The 19,883-nt window shown below is 65.6% G+C and carries 21 protein-coding genes; 10 read left to right on the forward strand and 11 right to left on the reverse strand.

What is annotated here, in order from left to right; genetic code table 11:
• Positions 1 to 24: 24 nt before the first annotated feature.
• Entirely contained in the window at positions 25 to 2,601 is a 2,577-nt protein-coding gene (locus MRBLST15_RS04425; RefSeq protein ID WP_367785339.1) for a TonB-dependent receptor plug domain-containing protein, read from the reverse strand.
• 339 nt (positions 2,602 to 2,940) lie between these two features.
• Here MRBLST15_RS04425 and MRBLST15_RS04430 point away from each other — a divergent pair, with 339 nt between their 5' ends.
• Positions 2,941 to 3,942 carry a helix-turn-helix domain-containing protein gene (locus MRBLST15_RS04430; RefSeq protein WP_265953284.1) on the forward strand — a complete coding sequence of 334 codons (1,002 nt, stop codon included), beginning with the start codon at positions 2,941 to 2,943 and terminating at the stop codon, positions 3,940 to 3,942.
• A gap of 75 nt (positions 3,943 to 4,017) precedes the next feature.
• The gene (locus tag MRBLST15_RS04435) at positions 4,018 to 5,259 is read left to right on the forward strand and encodes a hypothetical protein (protein WP_367785340.1); all 1,242 of its coding nucleotides are present in this window, start codon (positions 4,018 to 4,020) and stop codon (positions 5,257 to 5,259) included.
• Positions 5,260 to 5,283: 24 nt separating this feature from the next.
• On the opposite strand, the gene MRBLST15_RS04440 is transcribed toward MRBLST15_RS04435, so the two are convergent.
• From MRBLST15_RS04440 to MRBLST15_RS04450, 3 genes are all read right to left on the reverse strand, one after another.
• The gene (locus MRBLST15_RS04440; protein ID WP_367785341.1) at positions 5,284 to 5,784 is read right to left on the reverse strand and encodes a hypothetical protein; all 501 of its coding nucleotides are present in this window, start codon (positions 5,782 to 5,784) and stop codon (positions 5,284 to 5,286) included.
• Between the two features lie 90 nt (positions 5,785 to 5,874).
• Positions 5,875 to 6,462, reverse strand: coding sequence for a TetR/AcrR family transcriptional regulator (locus MRBLST15_RS04445; RefSeq protein WP_367785342.1), 588 nt, complete (start codon positions 6,460 to 6,462; stop codon positions 5,875 to 5,877).
• A 127-nt stretch (positions 6,463 to 6,589) separates the two neighbouring features.
• Entirely contained in the window at positions 6,590 to 7,543 is a 954-nt protein-coding gene (locus MRBLST15_RS04450; RefSeq protein WP_367785343.1) for an AraC family transcriptional regulator, read from the reverse strand.
• A 101-nt stretch (positions 7,544 to 7,644) separates the two neighbouring features.
• Here MRBLST15_RS04450 and MRBLST15_RS04455 point away from each other — a divergent pair, with 101 nt between their 5' ends.
• Positions 7,645 to 8,484 carry an oxidoreductase gene (locus MRBLST15_RS04455; RefSeq protein WP_367785344.1) on the forward strand — a complete coding sequence of 280 codons (840 nt, stop codon included), beginning with the start codon at positions 7,645 to 7,647 and terminating at the stop codon, positions 8,482 to 8,484.
• Positions 8,485 to 8,577: 93 nt separating this feature from the next.
• Here the strand turns inward: MRBLST15_RS04455 and MRBLST15_RS04460 are convergent, their stop codons facing one another.
• Both MRBLST15_RS04460 and MRBLST15_RS04465 read right to left on the reverse strand, forming a co-directional pair.
• A complete protein-coding gene (locus MRBLST15_RS04460; protein ID WP_367785345.1) occupies positions 8,578 to 10,347 on the reverse strand; it encodes an oleate hydratase in 1,770 nt (589 codons plus the stop codon).
• A 107-nt stretch (positions 10,348 to 10,454) separates the two neighbouring features.
• Positions 10,455 to 11,549, reverse strand: coding sequence for an FAD-dependent oxidoreductase (locus MRBLST15_RS04465; protein WP_367785346.1), 1,095 nt, complete (start codon positions 11,547 to 11,549; stop codon positions 10,455 to 10,457).
• Positions 11,550 to 11,631: 82 nt separating this feature from the next.
• Here MRBLST15_RS04465 and MRBLST15_RS04470 point away from each other — a divergent pair, with 82 nt between their 5' ends.
• Positions 11,632 to 12,087: a MarR family winged helix-turn-helix transcriptional regulator gene (locus MRBLST15_RS04470; protein WP_367785347.1), complete on the forward strand. Its 456-nt coding sequence runs from the start codon at positions 11,632 to 11,634 to the stop codon at positions 12,085 to 12,087.
• Positions 12,088 to 12,099: 12 nt separating this feature from the next.
• Here the strand turns inward: MRBLST15_RS04470 and MRBLST15_RS04475 are convergent, their stop codons facing one another.
• The gene (locus MRBLST15_RS04475) at positions 12,100 to 12,624 is read right to left on the reverse strand and encodes a GNAT family N-acetyltransferase (protein ID WP_367785348.1); all 525 of its coding nucleotides are present in this window, start codon (positions 12,622 to 12,624) and stop codon (positions 12,100 to 12,102) included.
• Between the two features lie 223 nt (positions 12,625 to 12,847).
• Between MRBLST15_RS04475 and MRBLST15_RS04480 the strand changes: the two genes are divergently transcribed.
• The 4 genes from MRBLST15_RS04480 to MRBLST15_RS04495 all read left to right on the forward strand — a co-directional run bounded on the left by MRBLST15_RS04480 (position 12,848) and on the right by MRBLST15_RS04495 (position 14,703).
• On the forward strand, positions 12,848 to 13,303 hold the full coding sequence (locus MRBLST15_RS04480) for an SRPBCC family protein (protein WP_367785349.1): 456 nt from the start codon (positions 12,848 to 12,850) through the stop codon (positions 13,301 to 13,303).
• Between the two features lie 9 nt (positions 13,304 to 13,312).
• The gene (locus MRBLST15_RS04485) at positions 13,313 to 13,627 is read left to right on the forward strand and encodes an ArsR/SmtB family transcription factor (RefSeq protein WP_025874950.1); all 315 of its coding nucleotides are present in this window, start codon (positions 13,313 to 13,315) and stop codon (positions 13,625 to 13,627) included.
• 2 nt (positions 13,628 to 13,629) lie between these two features.
• Positions 13,630 to 14,088, forward strand: a complete 459-nt coding sequence (locus tag MRBLST15_RS04490) for an SRPBCC family protein (RefSeq protein WP_127564747.1) — start codon at positions 13,630 to 13,632, stop codon at positions 14,086 to 14,088.
• A gap of 243 nt (positions 14,089 to 14,331) precedes the next feature.
• The gene (locus tag MRBLST15_RS04495) at positions 14,332 to 14,703 is read left to right on the forward strand and encodes a chemotaxis protein CheW (RefSeq protein ID WP_367785350.1); all 372 of its coding nucleotides are present in this window, start codon (positions 14,332 to 14,334) and stop codon (positions 14,701 to 14,703) included.
• Positions 14,704 to 14,794: 91 nt separating this feature from the next.
• On the opposite strand, the gene MRBLST15_RS04500 is transcribed toward MRBLST15_RS04495, so the two are convergent.
• From MRBLST15_RS04500 to MRBLST15_RS04515, 4 genes are all read right to left on the reverse strand, one after another.
• Complete coding sequence (locus MRBLST15_RS04500) at positions 14,795 to 15,577, reverse strand: 3-hydroxybutyrate dehydrogenase (RefSeq protein ID WP_367785351.1); 783 nt, start codon at positions 15,575 to 15,577, stop codon at positions 14,795 to 14,797.
• Between the two features lie 86 nt (positions 15,578 to 15,663).
• Entirely contained in the window at positions 15,664 to 16,143 is a 480-nt protein-coding gene (locus tag MRBLST15_RS04505; protein ID WP_367785352.1) for a hypothetical protein, read from the reverse strand.
• A gap of 81 nt (positions 16,144 to 16,224) precedes the next feature.
• The gene (locus tag MRBLST15_RS04510; protein WP_367785533.1) at positions 16,225 to 16,962 is read right to left on the reverse strand and encodes a hypothetical protein; all 738 of its coding nucleotides are present in this window, start codon (positions 16,960 to 16,962) and stop codon (positions 16,225 to 16,227) included.
• A 98-nt stretch (positions 16,963 to 17,060) separates the two neighbouring features.
• A complete protein-coding gene (locus MRBLST15_RS04515; RefSeq protein WP_367785353.1) occupies positions 17,061 to 17,900 on the reverse strand; it encodes a type 1 glutamine amidotransferase domain-containing protein in 840 nt (279 codons plus the stop codon).
• A gap of 96 nt (positions 17,901 to 17,996) precedes the next feature.
• On the opposite strand from MRBLST15_RS04515, the gene MRBLST15_RS04520 reads away from it, so the two are divergent.
• Together MRBLST15_RS04520 and MRBLST15_RS04525 are read left to right on the forward strand one after the other, a co-directional pair.
• Positions 17,997 to 18,920, forward strand: coding sequence for a LysR family transcriptional regulator (locus MRBLST15_RS04520; protein ID WP_367785354.1), 924 nt, complete (start codon positions 17,997 to 17,999; stop codon positions 18,918 to 18,920).
• 555 nt (positions 18,921 to 19,475) lie between these two features.
• Positions 19,476 to 19,832, forward strand: coding sequence for a hypothetical protein (locus MRBLST15_RS04525; RefSeq protein ID WP_367785355.1), 357 nt, complete (start codon positions 19,476 to 19,478; stop codon positions 19,830 to 19,832).
• Positions 19,833 to 19,883: the final 51 nt, after the last annotated feature.

Raw genomic sequence — 19,883 nt, forward strand, 5'->3', positions numbered from 1 at the left:
GCTCGGCTGCGTGTTGCATGAACCTCAGAACCGGTAATTGGCGCGCCCGTACCAGAAGGTGCCGACGTTGCTCAGCACATCACCGCTGTCCCAGGTGGTCTCGATGCTGGCCACATCGGTAGCACTGCGTGCATACGCGGGCACCTTGCGGGTGCGCTTGTCGAACAGGTTGTTGATGCCCAATGCCGCGCTCCAACCCGCGCCAAGTTCCACCCCACCGGACAGATTGGTCACCAGCACCGGCGGCTGCTTGTACTCCACGCCGTTGTTCAGGCGCTTGATCGGGCCGTAGTAGGTGAAGTCCACGTTCGAGCGCCAGCGTCCGTTCTGCCAGCCCAGCCCCGCCACCTGCGTGTACGACGGCGTGCGGAAGCGCAGCGCGTACTCGCTCGACTTGGTCAGCAGGTTGATGTTCGGCAGCCCCTGCAAGGCCTGCGGAATCGCGCTCACCTTCTGGATGGTGGTGCGGCCCACGTTGGCCGCGTAGCTCCAGCGCAGCTTGCCCCACTGCGTTTCCTGGTTCGCTTCCAGGGTCAGCTCCACACCGCGCGTGCGGGTGTCGCCCACGTTGGTGAAATAGCTGGCGTAGAACGCATCACCGGGCAGGATGCTGATGCCGGCCGTACCCAGCAGCGCATCAATCGTGTTCTTCTGCGCGGCGGTCAGCACGGTGCCGCTGTTGTCGGTCACCCGCGCCGGGTCCTGCGCGTTGTAGCCGATCTGGCTGGACTGGCCGAGCTGCCCGCGGATGTCGATCTGGTACGCATCCACCGCCAGATGGAAGGCCGGGCTCGGGTCCCAGGTCACGCCGAGACTGTAGTTGGTGGCCTTTTCCGGCTTCAGCGGGGTAGCGCCCAGCGCCACCGCTGCCGGCGAAGCGACCTGCGCCACCAGCGTGGTACCGCACGGGCAGCTCCCGGTGGCCTGGTAGAACTGCGCCCCCAGGCTCGGCGCGTGGAAGCCATTGCTGACCGTGGCACGCACGCCCAGTGCATCAGTGAAGTCGAAACGCGTGGTCAACCGACCGGTCGACACCGTGCCGAAGTCGGAATGGTCTTCCCAGCGCGCGGCCGCATCCAGGTACCAGCGCGAGGTGATGTTGGTCGCCGCACCGGCGTACACCGCCTTGCTGTTGCGGGTGGCCTTCACCGCATCGGCGGTCGAATAGCCCACGAAGGCGGCCGCACCGAAGCCGGTGTAGGACTCCCACTGCCCTGCCCCGCGTTCGTACTGCTCGTGCTGGTACTCGGCACCGGCACTTACTTCCAGCGGCGAGGCGAAGGCCGCCACCTCGAAGCTGCGACGCAGGTCGAGGTTGGCGATGCCCTGCTGATAGTCCAGCTTGCCGTCGTAGAAGTCGGTGGGCGAGCCGGGATATGGCAGCGAATAGTTCACCGAATTGCGGGTGTAGGTACGCACCGTGTTGCGGTTGCCGGTCAGGCTGACGTCGTAGTCCCAGCCCGCAACCTGGCCCTTCACCCCGGCCGTGCCCGTGTACTGTTTCTCCTTGGTTTCCAGCACCGGCAGGAAGCCGTCGGGAAACACGCTCAGCACGCCCGGCGCCCTGTAGGTGGTGAAGATCGTCGCCGGCAGCCGGAAGTTCTGGATCGCCTGCGCGGTACGGTCACTGGCCGTCGCATTGGCGTAGAACTGCGCGTTCTCACCCAGCCCATGGCCCACGTTCACCGCGAAGGCCTTCAACGCATACGACGGCGAGCTGAGGATGATGTTGGCCTCCGCATCGCGTCCGGCCTCGGCCGGGTTCGGCGACGCCCCGGCCGGCAGCCGGTTGTTCGGTCGCAGCGCCACCAGGTTGCCGTTGCCGTCCACCGCCGGATAGCTCAGGTAGCCATCGATATAGCGCCGCGTGCGGATCGCGTGATGCTGGCGCGTGCTCTCGCCGGACAGGTTGATGAAGCCATCCTCGCCCCAGGGCAGACCGATGTTGGCGCGCACGCTGGTGCGGCTGCCGTCGCCATCGGTGCTCTGCCCGCTCTCCACCGACACATCGCCACCGTGCGCCTGCGATTTCAGGATCACGTTGATCACCCCGGTGATCGCGTCCGAACCGTAGATGGCCGATGCGCCATCACGCAGCACCTCTACGTGGTCGATGGCCGATACCGGAATCAGCGCCAGATCGGCCCAGGCGTGGCCCGGATAGCCGCCGCCGTTGGCGCCACTGACGTACGCACTGGCGTTGCGGCGCTTGCCGTTCACCAGCACCAGCGTGTAACCCGGCGACAGGTTGCGCAGCTGGTAGCCGCGGATCAGGCTTTCCTGGTCGCTCTGGTAACCGCCAATCTGGCTCAGCGACGGCAGGCTGCGCTGCAGGGCTTCGAGCAGGTTGGCCTGGCCGGTAGCCGCCAAGTCCTCGGCGGAAATCACGTCGATCGGTGTCGAGCTGTTCTTCACCGTGCGCGTACTGGTACGCGAGCCGGTCACCACCACCGCATCCAGCGTGGACGCGGCAAGGTTCGCAGAAGTGGCAGTGGTCGCCGACGGCGCATCGGCATCCGCCGCATACGCCGGGGCAGCGGCCAGGGCGGCCGCAATCAGAAGGGAGAGCGTGGACAGCGCAGGAATGTGGGCAGCAGGCATGGGGGCTCGTGGGGGTGGGCCGGAGACACGCCTCCATTCAAGGGCCCACGCCCAACACGCAACAGCGGATATCGCGTCATGTGACCGTCACATCGCGCCAGCCACATGACTGCTGGTAATGAGGTTAGGCGGCCGCGCCGGTGCACTACTGTCTGTAGAGCCGAGCCCACGCTCGGCTGCTCTCCGCGACCGCGACAGAATGCATCCCCCCTTACGGTATTGAGCCGAGCGTGGGCTCGGCTCTACAAGAAGGGAGCGACCGCGCCATATACCCCGCGGGCATCACCTCATGCCCGCGCGCCACTCAGTGGTACGTGCCTGCGTCGGTAGCATCAAGCCATGCCCACTCTGCCTGCCGAGCCGAACGCGCCCACCGTCGCCATCGTGGCCTGCCACGGCCAGGGCCTGTTCGAATTCGGCTGCGCGGTCGGCCTGTTCGCGCCCATCCGCCCCGAACTCGGCGTGGCCTGGTACCGCACCCAGCTCTGCGCTGGCGAGCCCGGTGCGCTGCGCATGCTCGGCAGCGCACAGGTGCAGCTGCCCTACGATCTGAGCGCCGTCGACGACGCCGACATCATCGTCATTCCCGGCTGGCGCGAACCCAGCGAGCGCCCACCGCAGGCGCTGCTCGATGCCCTCACCCGCGCCCACGCGCGCGGCGCCCGCATCACGTCCATCTGCTCCGGCGCGTTCGTGCTCGCGTGGGCTGGTCTGCTCGATGGGCGCCAAGCCACCACCCACTGGCGGCTCACCGACACGCTGGCCCGCGCGTTCCCGCGCATCCACGTGCGCGACGATGTGCTGTATGTGGACGCCGGCAGCATCATCACCTCGGCCGGGTCGGCCACCGGCATGGACATGATGCTGCACATGGTGCGCAAGGATTACGGCGCGCGCGTGGCCAACCTGGTCGCCGAACGGCTGGTGCTGGCGCCGTGGCGCGATGCCGAACGCAGCCAGCGCGTCAGCCGCGCGATCCCGCTGGGCGAGCCCACGCGGCTGGCGAAACTGATGGAATGGATGCGGCGCAACCTGCGCGAACCGCATTCGCTGGGCAGCCTCGCCGAACAGGCCGCGTTGAGCCAGCGCACCCTGCAGCGCCAGTTCCTCGAAGCCACCGGCCTGTCGCCCATCGACTGGCTGATCCGCGAACGCGTGGCCTACGCCCGCGAACTGCTGGAAACCACCGACCGGCCGCTGCAATGGGTGGCCGAACAGGCGGGCTTCGGCTCGCAGGAATCGTTCCGCCGGCACTTCCGCGGCATGGTCGATGCCAGCCCCATCGAATACCGCAACCAGCACCGCAGTGGCATCAGCGCCGACCGGCTGGTGGGGTGCTGACAGCCCGCCGGCCTTTCCACGCAGCCATCCACCCGGCAAGATGCAGGCACGCCCCGGCCTGCCGATGGAACGGTGATGACTGCTACCCCGTACAGGAACTACCGCTTCGGTATCGGCGTCTCGCTGGTCCTGGCCGGCCTCCTCGCCGCGCTCGGCCTGATCGCAGTCTGCACCCCGAATCTCGGCTGGGGCGTAGTGGCGTTGGTCACCCTCGCGCTGTGGGTTGGCGTGCCGCTGCTGCTGGTGCTCCTGCTGGCCTGGATCCGTTACATGGTGCGCGAGCGCGGACACGTGCCGGGCGGCGTGCATGCCCTGATGTTCCTGCCCACTGTCCTCGCCCTGCTCATCGTTCCGCTGGGGCACGCGCTGCACAGTACCGTGGACACCACCACCGGCGGCTCACGCGCAACCATCGCCGAAACGCACATCAACCTCAGTGGCAATGCACTGTGGCTGGACACCTCACCCTATGCCTCCACCTACTCCGGTGCCGGGCCCGACCTGCCCATGAATGGGCAGACACCCGAGCACTTCGTTGCCTTCCACCGCTACCCGAACGCACAGTCCGATGCAGACAGCGCCTTCCCCTACGACAACGCACGACTGAAACCAGGCATCGAGCACTACCAGTACGGCGCCCCGCCCGGGGGCACCGGCACCCGCCTGCCACTGCATCGCCAGTCCTATCCGGATACCACAGCGCTCACCCCCGTGTGGGGCACATCGGGGGGGCCAGACATCGTCCACCTCTACTACCACTATGCCGACCACGTCGAGGTTGCCCCCGCGCTGGCACGTCTGGCCGGCGCTACCGAATACGAGCTTGAGCGCAGCCGCGTGGAAGGGCTGGTGCAGTTCAGGACGCACAACTACGGCGCCGCGCCGATCGTGCGCCTGGAAATCAACGGCGCGACGCTGGACATCGGCGACGACGCCATCGCGCCCATTGCTGCGCCCCCCGCTGCGTGCACGGCGTCCAACCACACCACCGGTGTCGCGCTGTTGAATCTCGAGCAGCCGTTGCGGGTTCGCTGGCAGACTGCCGCCGCACCGCAGGAATGGCACAGCGCGCGCGTGCAGGTTCCTGCATTCCGCCAGCCACAGCCATTGGACGGCCAATCCACCCTGCAGCGCGTGCTGCTTTACGTTCTGCCCGACGACACGCTGGCAGCAGAGCGCTACGTGGAAGTGCTCGCGGGCGATTCGCGGCGTGGCGTCAAAGCCACCGGCCTGCCTGCCAACGCGGCGGCGTACGCGACCTGCGGCAGCGCCAACGCCACTTACGGCGAACACGCATCAGCACCGCTGGCAGACTGATCACCCGGACGGTCCCGCGCAGCGTCAGCCGTGTGCGCGCGTGTTGCGCGCATGTATCCGCCAGCACTGCGCTACGAAGCCGATGGCAAACACCACCGTACATCCCAGCAGCGTCTGCAGGATCACCGGCGCCAACGGCGCAGCCGCAATCGGATGCGCCACCGGCAGTCGCGTCAGCGTTTCATTCACGCCCGGCACCAGCGACAGCAGGAAGCTGAAAGACAGCGCGAACGTCGACAGATAGGGCGCCAACCGGTCAAGGAACCGCAGCCGCGCCGCAAGCACGCCACCGAATGCAATCAGCAGGATCACCACACCAAACGCATGGCCTGGATTGAGGCCCCCGGTGCTGGAGACGGTGAACGACGTCACCACCGACAGCACCAATCCCAGCAGGTAGAGCTTACCGGCGCGCGTAGCCGGATCAATAGCGCGATGGCGGATGAATCCGTAAACGCCGGCGACGATGGGAATCAGGCTGATCGCGGTGTGTACGACGCCCAAGGGAGAAAGCGGATGACTCATGGCAACCTCAGCTGGAGTTATGAACCTACTAGTAGGTAGATTCGATGGACAAAAAGAAGACCCGCTTCGCGCAGGCCTTCCGGGAATCACTCAGACCGCCCCGCTCACCCGGGCAATCGACAACCGTGCCAGCGCCGCGAACGTCGCTGCATCACCAAAACCGCGCGCCGCCAGCATCGCGCCATGCACCGACGCCATGAAGGCCTTGGCCTCGTCGGCAGGCGTGCCGTGCAGGCGCAGCTGGCCGCGGGCCACGCCCTTCTCCAGCGTCACGGTCAGCCAGCCGGTCAGATCCTCGAAGTGCCCGCGCACTTCGTCGGCAACTTCCAGCGGAATCATCGGCATCTCGGCGGCCAGCATCGCGCAGATGCAGAACGACGCGGTGCCACCGGCAATGCAGGTCGACCAGTAGTCCACGTACGCATTGAGCTCCTGCAGCGGGTCGCCCAGCTGCCGGTCCAGCAGCGCCAGGCCCTCGCGTGCCTCCGCCCGGTACAGCTCCACCACCGTACGCACCAAGTCGGCCTTGCTGGGGAAATGGTGGTGGATGCTGGCCTTGCTGATGTTCACCCGCGCGGACACGTCGGCATAGCTGAAACCGTTGTAGCCACCGGCTTCCAGCAGCGAACGGGCCTGGGCCAGGATCTCGTGGGCCTTGGGAGAGAGTGACTCTTTCATGGGTGCAAACCTACTAGTAGGTAGACTCCCTGTCAACCGCCCTCCGCTGCGCTCGCCGGGCATGGCCCGGCGCTAACTGACACGGGCTTCCCTGGTAGCGCCGGGCCATGCCCGCCGAATGCCGCCATCAATGCGAAGACACATACACCGCATCGGCCGACGCCGGCGGCAACGCAAAACTTCGCCGCATGCGCGTCACCTCGGCCGCCGGGGGCAACCCGAACAGGCGCTTGAACTCCCGATTGAACTGCGACGGGCTGGCGTACCCCACCCCCAGCGATGCCGCCTCGGCCGTCATGCCCTGCCGCAGCATCAGCAGCCGCGCTTGGTGCAGCCGCGTGGACTTCACGTACTGCATCGGCGAGGTGCCGGTAATGCTGCGGAAGTGATCATGGAACGTGGCCACGCTCATCTCCGCCTGCGCCGCCAGCGCGTCAACATCCAGCGCCGTCGAATAGGCCGCATGGATATGCCGCAGCACTTTGCCGATGCGGCCGAAGCGCCCACGCATGGCCAGCGCCTCGCGCATCGCCCCGCCCTGTGCACCGGTCAGCACCCTGAAATACAGCTCGCGCACCAGCGAGGCGCCCAGCACGTCTGCCTCCAACGGATCAGCCAGCGCTTCCAGCAAGCGCAGCACGGTGGCCTGCATCGCGCCCTGCATCGGGCTGGACATCATGCTCTGTGCGGGCACTTCAGTGCTGGCGGCGCGCTCGCCCAGTTCAATCAGCAGATCCGCCGCCAGTTGCAGGTCCAGATGCAGGTAGATCGCCAGCAGCGGCGCCTCCGCCGTGGCCTCGGTCTCCATCGTGAAGGGCACCGGCACCGACACCGCCAGGTAGTGCTGCGCGTCGTACTGGTAGACCTGCCCGCCCAGATAACCGCGCTTCACGCCCTGGCAGACGATCACGATGCCCGGGTCGTACAGCACCGGCGTGCGCGCCAGTGGCCGGTTCGAGCGCAGCAGCCGCACACCGGGCACTGCCGTCAGCGTGTAGCCCTCGTCCACCGCCAGCGCCTGCAACAGGCCGACCATGCGCGCCTGTGCGGGATGCTGCAGCGGATCATCGGTCAATCGCATCGGGCGCCCCATAGGAATAGGCAAGAACGACCGAATCTTAGACCTGGGCTACCCCGCACTCAACCACTAACGTGCAAGACCCCAGCCACGAGCCCTCGCCCATGACCATATCCCGCCTCCTCCTCATCACCGGCGTCAGCAGCGGCTTCGGCGGCGCCCTCGCACAGCAGGCGCTGCTGGCCGGCCATCGCGTGGTCGGCACCGTGCGCAGCGAATCGGCCCGCCAGCAATTCGAGGCACTCGCCCCCGGCCGCGCCTTCGGCCGCCTGCTGGACGTCACCGATGCCGGCACCATCGATGCACTCATCACCGATATCGAAAGCAACGTCGGCGCCATCGACGTGCTGGTCAACAACGCAGGCTACGGCCATGAAGGCATCCTCGAAGAATCCACGCTGGACGAGCTGCGCCATCAGTTCGAAGTGAACGTGTTCGGCCCCGCCGCGCTGATCAAGGCCGTGCTGCCGCACATGCGCGCGCGCCGCCGCGGCCACATCCTCAACATCACCTCCATGGGCGGCTTCATCACCTTGCCTGGCATTGCCTGGTACTGCGGCAGCAAGTTCGCGCTGGAAGGCATCAGCGAGGTGCTGGGCAAGGAAGTCGCGCCGTTCGGCATCCACGTGACCGCTGTCGCGCCGGGTTCGTTCCGCACCGATTGGGCCGGTCGTTCGATGGTGCGAGCCTCGCGCAGCATCGGCGACTACGACGCGCTGTTCGACCCGATCCGCCGCGCACGCGAGGAAAAGAGCGGCCATCAGCTGGGCGACCCGATCAAGGCCGCGCAGGCCATGCTGCAGGTGATCGACAACCCCAACCCACCCACGCACCTGCTGTTGGGCAGCGATGCCCTGCAACTGGTACGCGGCAAGCTGGCTGCCATGACAGAACGCATCGATGCCTGGGAGCGCCTGAGCCGTTCCACCGACAACGCGGCGTAGGTGCAGACGGTAGCGCCGGGCCATGCCCGGCGAGCGAAGCGGCGCCGAAAGAAACCGCCGGGCATGGCCCGGCGCTACCTATAACGCGCTCGCTCAGTCGTCCTGCACCAGCTTGAACTCACGCAGCAGCCCGCCGATCTGGGTCTTGTCCAGCTTGTTCATCAGCAGGTTGCGCAGGAACGCCGGTCCCGGAATGTCCAGCTCCTTGCCATCGCGCAGGCGACCGGTCGCCGCCAGCAGCGTGCGCACGTCGTAGGTGGAATTGAACACCTCCGGCACGCCGCGCTCGATGCCCAGCAGGGTGTATACCGCTTCCATCGGCGTACGCACCGAATACTCGGTGGTGAAGATGCAATCGCGCTGCTTCGATTCGGCAAACTGGCCGATGAAGGCGAAGTTCACCGCGCCCTCCGGCACCACGTCCGGGCGGTCACCGGCCTGGCGCGGCATGAAGAACGCGGTGATGTACGGCATCATCACCGGCACCGTCTTCGCCCCGGTCGCCGCCAGCTCGTCGATCTCCTCCACCGGCACGCCCAAGTGGTACAGCCACTCGCGGGTGATCTCCTCGCCCGTGCAGTCCTGCATCGGCTTGTTCACGTAATCGCCCGGTGTATCCACGAACAGCGAATACACCCACACCACGATCTGGTCCTTCGGCTGGTTCTTGAAGTGCGGCTGGCGGTTCACCGTCCAGCTCATCAGCCAACGCGAATCGCGCACGCTCACGATGCCGCCGGTCACCACCCTGCCACTGAACGGATCGCGCTTGGCGATCTTCTCGATGTACGCCGGAATGCGCGCGTCCAATGTGGTTACCGTCGCCGATTCCCACTTGGTTTCCGGTATATGCGCACCGAATACATCCGGGCGCCCGAACGCCGCATCCTTGGCCGCGATGCGCCGCCACAGGTCCCACGCCGGTGCCGGGCCTTCATTCAAGCGCGCAGCAGTGTGGTGGTCGCCGTTGTCGGAATTCTCGGTGAGCGAGCCGATCGTCATGAACAGCAGATCGTCCGCGCCCAGATCCACGCCACCGGCCTGGCCATCCTGCGTCCAGTGGATGCGCGTGGCCTGCTTTCGCCCTTCCTGCAGCGCGAAGTCCACATCGGTCACCTCGGTGCCGTACTGGAACCGCACACCGCGCTCCTGCAGCCACTTCACCAGCGGCAGCACCAGCGATTCGTACTGGTTGTACTTGGTGAACTTCAGCGCAGAGAAATCCGGCAGCCCGCCGATATGGTGGATGAAGCGATGCAGATAGAGCTTCATCTCCAGCGCCGAGTGCCATTCCTCGAACGCGAACATCGTGCGCCAGTACAGCCAGAAATTGCTGTCCAGGAAATCGCGGCCCAGCACCTCGTTGATGCGCTTGTTTTCCATCTCCTGCCGGGTAGCCAGGAACAGCGCGATGATGTCCTTCTGCGCCTGCTCGCTCAGGGTGAAAAGACCATCGGTATGCGCGTCCTCGCCCCGGTTGACGGTGGCGCGCTGCAGCGAATAGTTCGGGTCATCCTTGTTCAACCAATAGAACTCATCCAGCACACTGGCATCGTCGATCTCCAGCGACGGAATCGAGCGGAACAGATCCCACAGGCACTCGAAGTGATCTTCCATCTCGCGGCCGCCGCGGATCACGAAACCCTTTTCCGGCACCTTCAGGCCATCGAGCGCGCCACCAGCAATCTGATGCTGTTCCAGGATGGTGATGCGCTCGCCGGGCATGCGCCCATCGCGCACCAGGAACGCCGCACCGGCCAGCGAAGCCAGGCCCGAGCCGACGAACCAGGCCGTCTTGTTGTCCACGCCCGCCGGCTTGCGCGGGCGTGCGAAGGCCTCGTAGTTGCCACTGCTGTAGTACATGCGCGTCTCCTTCCTGGATGGGGTGTGCCCACTCTAGCGCTGAACCGATGTACCGCATCCTGCAGAGAGACTGCGACGCAGTGACGCATGCCCCGATGCAAGCGCGCTCAAACGCTGTCAGCCGTCGCTTCGGTAGTGAACCAGCGCTGGAACCCGTCGATGGCATCCGGCATCAGCGCACTGGCGCGCTTGCAGACCACCGCTTCGGCCTGGCGGATGGCACTCACTGCATCCGGCTGCGCGCAAAACGCCATCGCCACATCCGAGGCATCCAGCATCGCCAGGTTCACGCCGACGCCCACCGGCGGCATCAGATGGGCAGCATCGCCGATCAGCGTCACGCCGTTGCGCGGTGTCCAGCGGAAATCCGCCGGCAGGCTGTAGATCGGCCGTCGCACGAAGTCGGTGCACGCGTCCAGCAGCCTTCGCAGGTTCGGTGCCCAACCCGTATAGCTGCCTGTCACCAGCGCGCGCATGCCTTTCTGCGCGATCTGCGCATCAAGCCAATCAGAAGGCCGCTTCAGCGCCGCATACACGCAGAACCGATCACCGCTGTTGCGCTGCGCGAAAATCGCCTCCTCGCCGCCAAAGCAGAACAGGCTTCCCTGCCCCACCATCGCCGCGATATCCGCCGCAGGCTGCGCGATCCATCCTTCAAAAAAGGTAATGCCGGTCGGCAGCGGCTGGCAGGCACTCAGCGCTGCGCGCACTTTCGACCACGCACCATCGGCACCGATCACGATGTCCGCCTCCGCCCGCACACCATTGGCAAAGCGCAGGCTGTGGTGGCCTGCATCTGCGGGTTCCAGCTCGGTCAGGCAATGGCCCCACTGCACCGTGTCGGTCGGCAGCGCACCCAGCAGCAACTGGCGCAGGTCGCCGCGGTCGATCTCCGGCTTGTCCATGCTTCCCTCCGGCCCGAATCCGCCGGCGACAATCTCTCCGGTCCACGGATCGCCCGTCCGCTGTTCCTGTCCCTCGTGGCGTGCCACCGCGCGGAACGCCTCCAGCAGACCGGCGCGCTGCAGCGCCACCTGACCGGAATCCTCGTGCAGATCCAGCGTGCCGCCCTGGGTGCGCTGCTGCCCCGACGACTCGCCCTCGTACACGCACACGCGGTGGCCGCCGCGATGCAGGATGAGGGCGGCGGTCAGGCCGGCAGGGCCTCCGCCGATGATGGCGATACATGGAGGGTGCGGCATGAGGCGGTCCATGGAATGGTTGACACATCAACCGTAAAATCTTCTGGTTGACACGTCAACCGCATACGGGCAACGTGGGCTCATGACCTCACCCACCATCACTCCCGACCAGTGGGCCGCCTGGCGCGGCTTCCGGCGCATGGCCGAGATCACCTCCGGCCGCATCGTCCACGACATCACCCGCAGCACCGGGCTCTCCAGTGCCGACTTCGTCGTATTGATGGAACTGAGCAAGGCCAAGGACCGCTGCCGCCGCCAGCGCGAACTGCTGGACTACCTGGAATGGGACAAGACCCGGCTCTCGCACCAGCTCACCCGCATGGCCGGCCGCGGCCTGATTGAGCGCGACACGGACAGCGATAACGTGGTGGTGATCCGCATGACCGCAGAGGGCCGCGCCCAGCTTGGCGCAGCACGGCCGGTCCATGTCACCAGCGTGCGCCGGAATTTCCTCGACCACCTCTCAGCCGATGACCTGGCCGCGCTGCAGCAGATCACCGACAAACTGCATGCGGCGCTGCAGGACGCAGAGAACTGAGACGCCGTCAGTTCACAGACGACGACCCAACACCTGTCCCGGCCAGCCATCCACGTTGAAGGTCGACAGCCGTTCGTAACCGCACGATTCGTAGAAGCGCACCAGCTCGCCGCTGCCACCGCCATAGCAATCCACGCGTAGGTAATCCAATCCATCCGCGCGAGCCTGCTCGTCCGCGAACGCCATCAAGCGACGGCCGATACCACGCACCCGCGCATCGCGTGAAGCAATCAGCACGCGCACGTACAGCTCGGGTTCGGTCGCCGCAGGTACATACGGCATCGCCTCGCCCAACGCCAGGAACGCACGCACCTCGCCCTGCGCGGTTTCCGCCACCCACGCACCGGGCAGTGCGCAGGCATCGGTCACCTGGGTGATACGGCGCGGAATGGACGACCACGCCTCGGTGCCCCACTGCTGCGGATTGCCGATGGCCACGAACCACGCAATCACCTCATCGAACAAGCCCAGCACCGCAGGCGCATCGGCCACGCTGGCGCGACGGATCGTCAGCGCCTCTTTTCCTGCATCACTCACGCGTAGTGCTCCTTTCATTCAACGAACCCGAACGACTGCAATCACCCAGCTCCGCCCAGAATGCCGCCGCGCGCCAGGCATCACCACGGCCAAAAGTCCATTGCGCACCGCTGACCGGTAGTGCCGGCCAAGGCTCCACGGCAGCGGAGTTGACATGCAGGCATTTACCTGCCTATTGTAATCCCACGGACGGCACCCCGCCGCCCACCGTGGAGCCGCAGTCATGGTGGATATCGCACACAGAGTCGGCATCAACGCCCCATCGGCCCAGGTTTACCGGGCCCTGGCCACCCCCGAAGGTATCGCCGCCTGGTGGGCCGAAGACACCACCGGCGACCGCCACCTCGGCGGCACCGTCACCGCCCGCTTCACCGCCGAAGGCCAGGAAATCGGCGCCATTCAGATGAAGCTGCTGCAACTTCAGCCAAACGAGCTCGTGCAGTGGGAATTCATCGACGGCCCGCCGGAATGGATCGGCACCACCGCGCGCTTCGCCCTGCACCAGGACGGCGACTACTGCATCGTGCTGTTCAGCCATGAAGGCTGGAAGGAGCGCGTGGAGTTCCTGCACCACTGCAGCACCAAGTGGGCCATCTTCCTGATGAGCCTGAAATCCCTGCTGGAAACCGGGCGCGGTCAGCCCAGCCCGCACGACGTCAAGATCGACAACTGGAATTGAAGGCACCCCATGGATGCAGACAAGGTGTTCAAGGCACTGGCCGACCCCACGCGCCGCACGCTGCTGGACCTGCTCTGCAAAGACAACGGCCAGACCCTCAGCCAGCTCTGCGAGCATTTAGACATGGCCCGGCAATCGGTCACCCAGCACCTGGGCCTGCTGGAAGACGCCAACCTGATCAGCACCGTCAGGCGTGGCCGCGAGAAGCTGCACTTCATCAACCCGGTGCCGCTGCACGAAGTCTATACGCGCTGGGTAAGCAAGTTCGAGCAGCAGCGCCTGAGCCTGCTGCATGACCTCAAACAGGAACTGGAAGGACAATGACGATGAGCGCTGAATCCACCCGTTTCATCCACGTGATCTATATCGCCTCCACGCCGCAGAAGGTGTTCGAAGCCATCACCCGGCCGGAGATTGCCCGCACCTACTGGGGCCATGAAAACGTATCGGACTGGACACCCGGCTCGCGCTGGCAGCACGTGCGCGCCAACGACGAGCGCAAGGTCGAACTGGTCGGCGAAGTGGTGGAAAACACCCCACCCTCGCGGCTGGTGATCACCTGGGCGGCCGCCTCGCAGGCAGACAACCCGAAGGCCTACAGCCGGGTGACGTTCGAGATCGTGCCGTATGAGGACATGGTCAAGCTGACGGTGACCCATGACGAGCTGGAACCGGGCAGCGGCATGGATACCGGCATCCGCCAGGGCTGGCCGATCGTGCTGTCGAGCCTGAAATCGTTGCTGGAAACCGGCAAAGGCCTGGACGTATTCGCCAAACCCCAGTAGTGCCAGACCATGGCTGGCAATCCGCCCACGGCCCAAGCCAACCCGTGAAGGCGCCTTGATCCCGCTGAACGACGCATGCAACGCGTGCTGGCCGCTCATCCGCAAAGCACGCGTTACGTCACGTCAACACGGCATCATTGCGACGCAGTCTAAATACCCTTCCACAGGTTCCTCTTGCAGCCCTCTTCCCCTTCGGCCGGTGAACCGGCCCCGTCGTCGCCGGCCTTCATTGAAGTTGTTGTTGTGCGGGCCGGTACCCACCTGTTTGCCATCGATGTCGAAGCCGCAATTGAAATCCGCGGCCCGGAATCCTTTGATCGCCCCGGCAGTGGCACGCGCCCGCACCTCACCGTGCGCGGACACGCCCTGCCGGTGGTCGACCTGCGCCAGGCCATCGGCTTGACCGCGTTCGGCCACGGTTGCCCAGCCATGCTGCTGGTGCAGGCCGGCGCGGAGACCTTCGCTCTGGCCGTGGACGAGGTGCGGGACATCGAAAGCGTGCCACGCCGCAAGGTGCGGCCCGCCTCGGATATCCCGTTCGGGTTCTGCAGCCATTACATCACGCTGGGCGACCTCGACGAGGTTCCCCTGATCGATCCCGCCCGCCTTCGGTAACGCCGAACCACCGCGCCAACCTCCCGATAACACCGGACCCCACACTGATCTCCCGGTAGCGCCGGGCCATGCCCGGCGGGCAGCCGGCCAGCTAGCGCGCCGTCCAGCCGCCATCCACCGGAAGCGCCGTGCCCGTAATCTGCGCCGCAGCATCCGAGGCCAGGAACACCACCATCTCCCCCAGCTGCTCAGGCGTCACGAACTGCAATGAAGGCTGCTTCTCGGCCAGCAGCGCGCGCGCCGCGGACTCCTGATCCGTTCCCTCGCGCTCCGCCAATGCCGTGATCTGCTGCTCGACCAGCGCCGTTCGCACCCACCCCGGGCAGATGGCGTTGGCGGTGATGCCCGTGCCCGCGTTCTCCAGCGCCGTTACCTTGGTGAACCCCACCACGCCATGCTTCGCCGCCACATAGGCCGACTTGTTCACCGACCCAACCAGCCCATGCACCGATGCAATGTTGATGATGCGACCGGATCCCTGCTGCTTCATGTAAGGCAAGGCCGCCGCAGTTGAATGGAACACCGCCGAGAGATTCAGCGCGAGGATCGCATCCCACTTCTCGACAGGAAACTCCTCGATCGACGCGGTGTGCTGGATGCCCGCGTTGTTCACCAGAATATCGATGCGCCCCATCGTCGCAACGGCGTTGGCGATCATATCCCGCACCGCATCGCCACGCGAAAGGTCGGCACCGTCATGCGCCACCCGCACGCCGAAATCGGCTTCCAGGCTGGACCGTATGCGTTCGATCTCCGCCGCATCGCCAAATCCATTCAGCACGATGTCGGCGCCCTGCCGCGCCAGTGCGGTGGCAATGCCAAGACCGATACCGCTGGTGGAGCCGGTGACTACCGCAACCTTTCCGTTGAACATGGGCGAGCTTCCATCGGGCGTATGTGGCCAGTGTAGCCTCACGGGCCCGCCCCCTTGAATGGCGCTACCCATGTCGCGGACCACGGTTAGAAGAGGACGCCCGCTCGCTCAACGGTCGCCAGGGGATTGGCTTTCCGCACCGCCTCCAGGAACAGCAGAAAATCGCGGTTGAACAGCGTCAGGTTATTGGTGAACGTTACGCTCTTTCTGCCCGCTGCTTTGCTGAAGCACACCTGCCAGACATAACGCCCGTAGATCCTGTCAGGCGTTCGTGTGACTGAGGTGATCTGCGACAGCGGAACAACCGTGGGCACCGGACCCCGTCGCAGGTAAAAGGACTCCGCATCAAAGAAGTAGTGCTCCCGATCCTCCTTTCCATCCACCATCACCAAGGTCATGGACGTGCCGGAAATCCGGCGAGGGGGATTCAAACGCAGCCCTGATCCCAACGCGGAACGCGCGGTCGCTGACATTCGCCGAAGGATGAACCAAAGGCTCACCAACGGAAGCGCCGCAAGGACAATGAAGCCCACGGTCTTCAAAACACCTTCCAATGCGCTTGCCACACAGATCTCCACGATGAACTTTCAGGCATTGGCGACGCCCAGTAGATCCACGCCATGCGTGGATGCTTTGGCTTCAACCCATCACTTCCAATGATCCGGCCCCAAAAACGGCAGGCTCAACACAAACACCGGAACGGCCACAGGCACCAACGCCGCGCCCAGCACCTTCCCGGCCGTCGTCCCCACCCCCGGCTTGTCCGTATCGTCCGGCCGGATCCGCTCAGCCCGCGCGACAATCGGCTGCGCCAGCTTCGCCTCCTCGGCCAGCGCCGCAGCGTCCGGCAACGTCACCCGCTCGCCATCACTCTCGAACAGCGCGCTGTAATAGCTGCCGCCCTGCCTGGAAAGATTGCAGTCCGGGTTGGCCGCCAGCTCGTAGCGGCTCCGGGCTTCAAGGATGTACGGCCGGCGCGTCAACTCGTCGATGGCCTTGGCCACACGCGGGCTGATCTCCAACCGCTCCAGCTTGAACTGCGCGGCCTGTTTCGGCGTCACCTGCTCCGGCCGCAGCAGCAGCGCGTAGCTGCCATGCACCTTGGTCCTGTCGGCCGGCACGCGCCAGTCCTCACGGAAATACAGCTGCGCGCAGACCACGGCCTCGCGCAGCGGGCTGTCCATCAGCGCACGGTAATCACGGAACGGCGCTGCGTCGAAGCGCATCGGCTCGTCATAGACCGGCAGCAGGTACAGCTTGCCGTCATCGGCCACGAACGCGCCGGTAATCTCGCGATTGGAATGGTGGTAGTCCGGCCCACTGGCGCAGCCAGACAGCAGAACCAGGCACAGGGCGGAGAGAATGAAGCGGATGGACGTTCGCATGTCGTGTTGAATGGATTCCCTGGATAACCGGCCCCGCCCAAAGGAGCGAAGCCAGTCCACCATGGTGCCATGGCGCAGCATGCGATGAAAAAACCGACTTACTTCAACCGCTCCACCAACCGCTGCCCCACCTCCAGCGCCGAAGCCGGGTTCTGCCCGGTAATCAGCTCACGGTCCACCACCACATGCCCCGTCCACGGCGTGGCGTTGCTGCTGAACCGCGCACCCGCCCGCTGCAACGCAGTCTGCGGGTAGAACTTCATCTCACCGCCGCCCAGCATCGGCTTGGCCTGCTCTTCTTCCTGGTTGCTGATCACCGTCATCTGGTAGCCGCTGTAGATCCACTTCGGCATCGCCGGCATCGCACCGGCTTCCAGCTTCGCCACGAAACCATCCGCATCCGGCAGCGTGGACAGCAGCGCGATCGGCCCGTGGCAGACCAGCGCGGTGGTCTTGTTGCGCAGATGGAAGTCGGCCAGCAACCGGCCCAGCGCCGGGCTCTTCAGCAGGTCCTGCATCGGCGCGTGTCCACCGGGAATGTAGACCGCGTCGAACCGCGCGTAGCCCTGCTGCTCGACGCGCGCCAGGCTGACCACCGGCGAGGCCGTTGGCGAGGTCAGCGCCAGCTTCTCCGGCAGGTCCTTGTGCAGCGTCAGCTGCGCGGCATCGTTGCCGAAGTACGCCGGCGTCACCGAGGACGCATCCACCGTGGGCGCCCGCCCCTGCGGTGTGGCGAAGGCCACCTCGTGGCCCGCGTCCAGCAGCAGCTTGACCGGCTGCATCAGCTCGTTGAGATAGAAGCCGGTGGACAGCACCTTGCCGTCCTTCAGGTCCAGGTGGTTTTCGTCGGACAGCACCACCAGCACGTTGGCGGCATGCGCGCCGCTGGCGGCCAGGGTCAGGGCCAGCGCTGCGGCCAGCCGGGTCATCAGGTTCATGGGGAGCTCCTATCTGGGAATGGCCGCCACTTTATTCATCGCCCCAGCGGCGATAAATTGGCCCCATCGCAAAACATCTGTTCCCCGGAGAGCCAAATGAGCCGCAAGTTCGACTACCTGGGCGATGTGGAGGTGTTCCTGGCGGTGGTCGAGCACGGCTCGTTCACGGCCGGCGCGGTGGCGCTGTCCACCACGCCCTCGGTGCTGAGCCGCGCGGTCACCCGCCTGGAAGCGCGGCTGGGTCGCCAGCTGCTGCAGCGGACCACCCGCCGCGTGGGCCTGACCGACGCCGGGCGGCTCTACCGGGAACAGGTGCGCACCGCCTTCGGCCTGCTGGACGACGCCGAGCGCGACGTACTGGCCCAGGACGGTGCGCTGGCCGGCCGCGTGCGCCTGAGCGTGCCCACCACCTATGGCCACTACCGGCTGCCGCCCGTGCTGGCGCGCTTTGCGCAGCAGTACCCGCAGGTGCAGGTGGAACTGAACATCACCAACCGCAACGTGGACCTGGTGGCAGAGGGTTTCGACCTGGCCATCCGCCTGGGCCAACTGCCAGACAGCGGGCTGGTGGCGCGCAAGCTGGAAGACGCCCCACTGCTGCTGGTGGCCGCGCCGGACTACCTGCAGCGTCGCGGCACACCGCAGACGCTGGACGACCTGCAGCAGCACCTGTGCCTGCCCTTCGTGATGCCGCGCACCGGGCGGCTGGCGCCGTGGATCTTCCGCGACGACGGGCGCGACGTAGACTGGCTGCCACGTTCGTCCATCGAGACCTCCGACGATGTGCTGGGCGTGGTGTCGCTGGCCGAACAGGGCATCGGCATCTGCCAGAGCTATGAGTTCATCGTGCGCGAGCGGTTGCAGCGCGGGCAGCTGGTGGAAGTACTGCCGCAGCTGCGGGGTAGATCGCGACCGTTCTCGGTGATCTATGCGCCGCATCGGCGGCAATCTGCGGCGGCGCGGGCGATGATTGAGCTGCTGGTGGGGAATGCGGCGGTCGTCGAGGACGGCGTTGATTGAGGTATCTGATCCTCCCTAGCGGTGTCGGGTTTGAACCGATTTTCGCACCACGCGGCTGATGCGGCGCAGCTCCCTGCCGAGGCCGACTAAGAACTGTTGCAAAGAAGGCCATCGCACTATTCGCTTGCGGCATGGGCGATTACGGCACTTTAATTCGCAATCAACTGAGCAGCTGCGCGAATGCGTCTGATGCCGTCGCGTGCTGCACGAATGGTGCGTGCAACAATAGTTCTTCGCTCTCGAATCACGCGATTTCTTCGCGAATTTCAATTTGCATTCGAAGCGACCGCGTAAACACCATGACGCGCCACCGACAACGGGTGGCAACGGGTCTGCAAACCCGTTTGATGCACGCGCAAGTTGTTTACGCTTGCCCGTCGGCACCGTCCTTAACCGGTGCCGGCGGGCAATCCGTCGGCCTTTCTGGCGGGCGGTGCGTGGGAGTCTTCGGACTCACCGGCCAATAGCGCTGCATCAACCGGTTTGCAGCCACGCATCGTCCGCCACCCCGCCTACGCGGTGGCGCTGTTAAGCACAGCCAAGGAAACCGACGCCATGAACGATTCCGATACATTCTCTTCGTACACCGTTGTTGAGCCCATCAACGACGACACTCCCCTGCCCGACCTGAACTCCCTCCTCGGCATCCTCAAGCGCATGCGCGGGTGTGAGGGCGCCGACGGACTGCCCTGGCCGGAGAACGATGTGTCACCCGGCCGCCGCGTCAGCCTGGCGAGAACCGAGCGCGCGTTGGTGGGGCTGCTGACAGTGCTCGAGGTGCTGCATTCAGCGGACCGCTGTCGGGTGGCAGCGGAGCCGGAGCGGCATCTGGATGAGGGGGTGGTTGATGGGTTGTTTCTGGCTTGCCGCGGGTTGGTTGAGTGGGCTTGTCGTGAGGTTAGGCCGGAGTGAACATCCTGACATTATGCCGACAGTGAAACGAAATCATCCTCGAACATCTAC

This window comes from Stenotrophomonas sp. LST15-1-1.1 (genome assembly GCF_040815575.1).
Taxonomy (GTDB): domain Bacteria; phylum Pseudomonadota; class Gammaproteobacteria; order Xanthomonadales; family Xanthomonadaceae; genus Stenotrophomonas; species Stenotrophomonas lactitubi_B.

What these genes read in the sequence shown, in the direction of transcription:
- MRBLST15_RS04490 (WP_127564747.1), top strand. Translation starts at nt 13,630, where the DNA reads ATGAGCGCTGAATCCACCCGTTTCATCCACGTGATCTATATCGCCTCC.
- MRBLST15_RS04425 (WP_367785339.1), bottom strand. Translation starts at nt 2,601, where the DNA reads ATGCCTGCTGCCCACATTCCTGCGCTGTCCACGCTCTCCCTTCTGATT.
- MRBLST15_RS04525 (WP_367785355.1), top strand. Translation starts at nt 19,476, where the DNA reads ATGAACGATTCCGATACATTCTCTTCGTACACCGTTGTTGAGCCCATC.
- MRBLST15_RS04430 (WP_265953284.1), top strand. Translation starts at nt 2,941, where the DNA reads ATGCCCACTCTGCCTGCCGAGCCGAACGCGCCCACCGTCGCCATCGTG.
- MRBLST15_RS04470 (WP_367785347.1), top strand. Translation starts at nt 11,632, where the DNA reads ATGACCTCACCCACCATCACTCCCGACCAGTGGGCCGCCTGGCGCGGC.
- MRBLST15_RS04445 (WP_367785342.1), bottom strand. Translation starts at nt 6,462, where the DNA reads ATGAAAGAGTCACTCTCTCCCAAGGCCCACGAGATCCTGGCCCAGGCC.
- MRBLST15_RS04465 (WP_367785346.1), bottom strand. Translation starts at nt 11,549, where the DNA reads ATGCCGCACCCTCCATGTATCGCCATCATCGGCGGAGGCCCTGCCGGC.
- MRBLST15_RS04485 (WP_025874950.1), top strand. Translation starts at nt 13,313, where the DNA reads ATGGATGCAGACAAGGTGTTCAAGGCACTGGCCGACCCCACGCGCCGC.
- MRBLST15_RS04435 (WP_367785340.1), top strand. Translation starts at nt 4,018, where the DNA reads ATGACTGCTACCCCGTACAGGAACTACCGCTTCGGTATCGGCGTCTCG.
- MRBLST15_RS04480 (WP_367785349.1), top strand. Translation starts at nt 12,848, where the DNA reads ATGGTGGATATCGCACACAGAGTCGGCATCAACGCCCCATCGGCCCAG.
- MRBLST15_RS04510 (WP_367785533.1), bottom strand. Translation starts at nt 16,962, where the DNA reads ATGCGAACGTCCATCCGCTTCATTCTCTCCGCCCTGTGCCTGGTTCTG.
- MRBLST15_RS04455 (WP_367785344.1), top strand. Translation starts at nt 7,645, where the DNA reads ATGACCATATCCCGCCTCCTCCTCATCACCGGCGTCAGCAGCGGCTTC.
- MRBLST15_RS04450 (WP_367785343.1), bottom strand. Translation starts at nt 7,543, where the DNA reads ATGCGATTGACCGATGATCCGCTGCAGCATCCCGCACAGGCGCGCATG.
- MRBLST15_RS04500 (WP_367785351.1), bottom strand. Translation starts at nt 15,577, where the DNA reads ATGTTCAACGGAAAGGTTGCGGTAGTCACCGGCTCCACCAGCGGTATC.
- MRBLST15_RS04460 (WP_367785345.1), bottom strand. Translation starts at nt 10,347, where the DNA reads ATGTACTACAGCAGTGGCAACTACGAGGCCTTCGCACGCCCGCGCAAG.
- MRBLST15_RS04440 (WP_367785341.1), bottom strand. Translation starts at nt 5,784, where the DNA reads ATGAGTCATCCGCTTTCTCCCTTGGGCGTCGTACACACCGCGATCAGC.
- MRBLST15_RS04520 (WP_367785354.1), top strand. Translation starts at nt 17,997, where the DNA reads ATGAGCCGCAAGTTCGACTACCTGGGCGATGTGGAGGTGTTCCTGGCG.
- MRBLST15_RS04515 (WP_367785353.1), bottom strand. Translation starts at nt 17,900, where the DNA reads ATGAACCTGATGACCCGGCTGGCCGCAGCGCTGGCCCTGACCCTGGCC.